The 411-nt window shown below is 69.3% G+C and carries 1 protein-coding gene; it reads left to right on the forward strand.

The genetic code is table 11. From position 1 onward, the window contains the following. Window positions 1–411, forward strand: a 411-nt coding sequence (locus DF216_RS10605; RefSeq protein ID WP_206280089.1) for a hypothetical protein, incomplete at both ends; no start/stop codon positions are given.

Consider the following 411-nt stretch of genomic DNA (forward strand, 5'->3'; position numbering starts at 1 on the left):
GGGTGACCAAGCAGGACTACGTGTCGGTGGCGGCGCAGACGTCGCGAGGGAGTGGGCGGGCCCACGAGGATCTGGTCGCGGTGGTGGCCGAGCTCTCCGACGGCAGCGTCGCCAACCACCTGGTCAACTGGCTCAGCCCGCTCAAGGAGCGCCAGACCGTGGTTACCGGGGAACGTGGGGCCTTCATCGCCGACACCCTCACCGCGGTCCTGTCCTTCTACGCCAACGGCGCGGTCAGCAGCGAGTGGGAGGCCGTACGGAACTTCCGCGGTGTCTCCGAGGGCGACGTCACCCGGTTCGCCATCCCCCGCCGCGAGCCGCTGATGGTGGAGCACGAGCACTTCCGCGACGCGTTGCTGGGCACCAGCGACGACATCGTCACCCTCCGCGAGGGACTGCGGACGGTAGAGA

The sequence above is a fragment of the Streptococcus oralis genome (assembly GCF_004127215.1).
GTDB lineage: Bacteria > Bacillota > Bacilli > Lactobacillales > Streptococcaceae > Streptococcus > Streptococcus oralis_BD.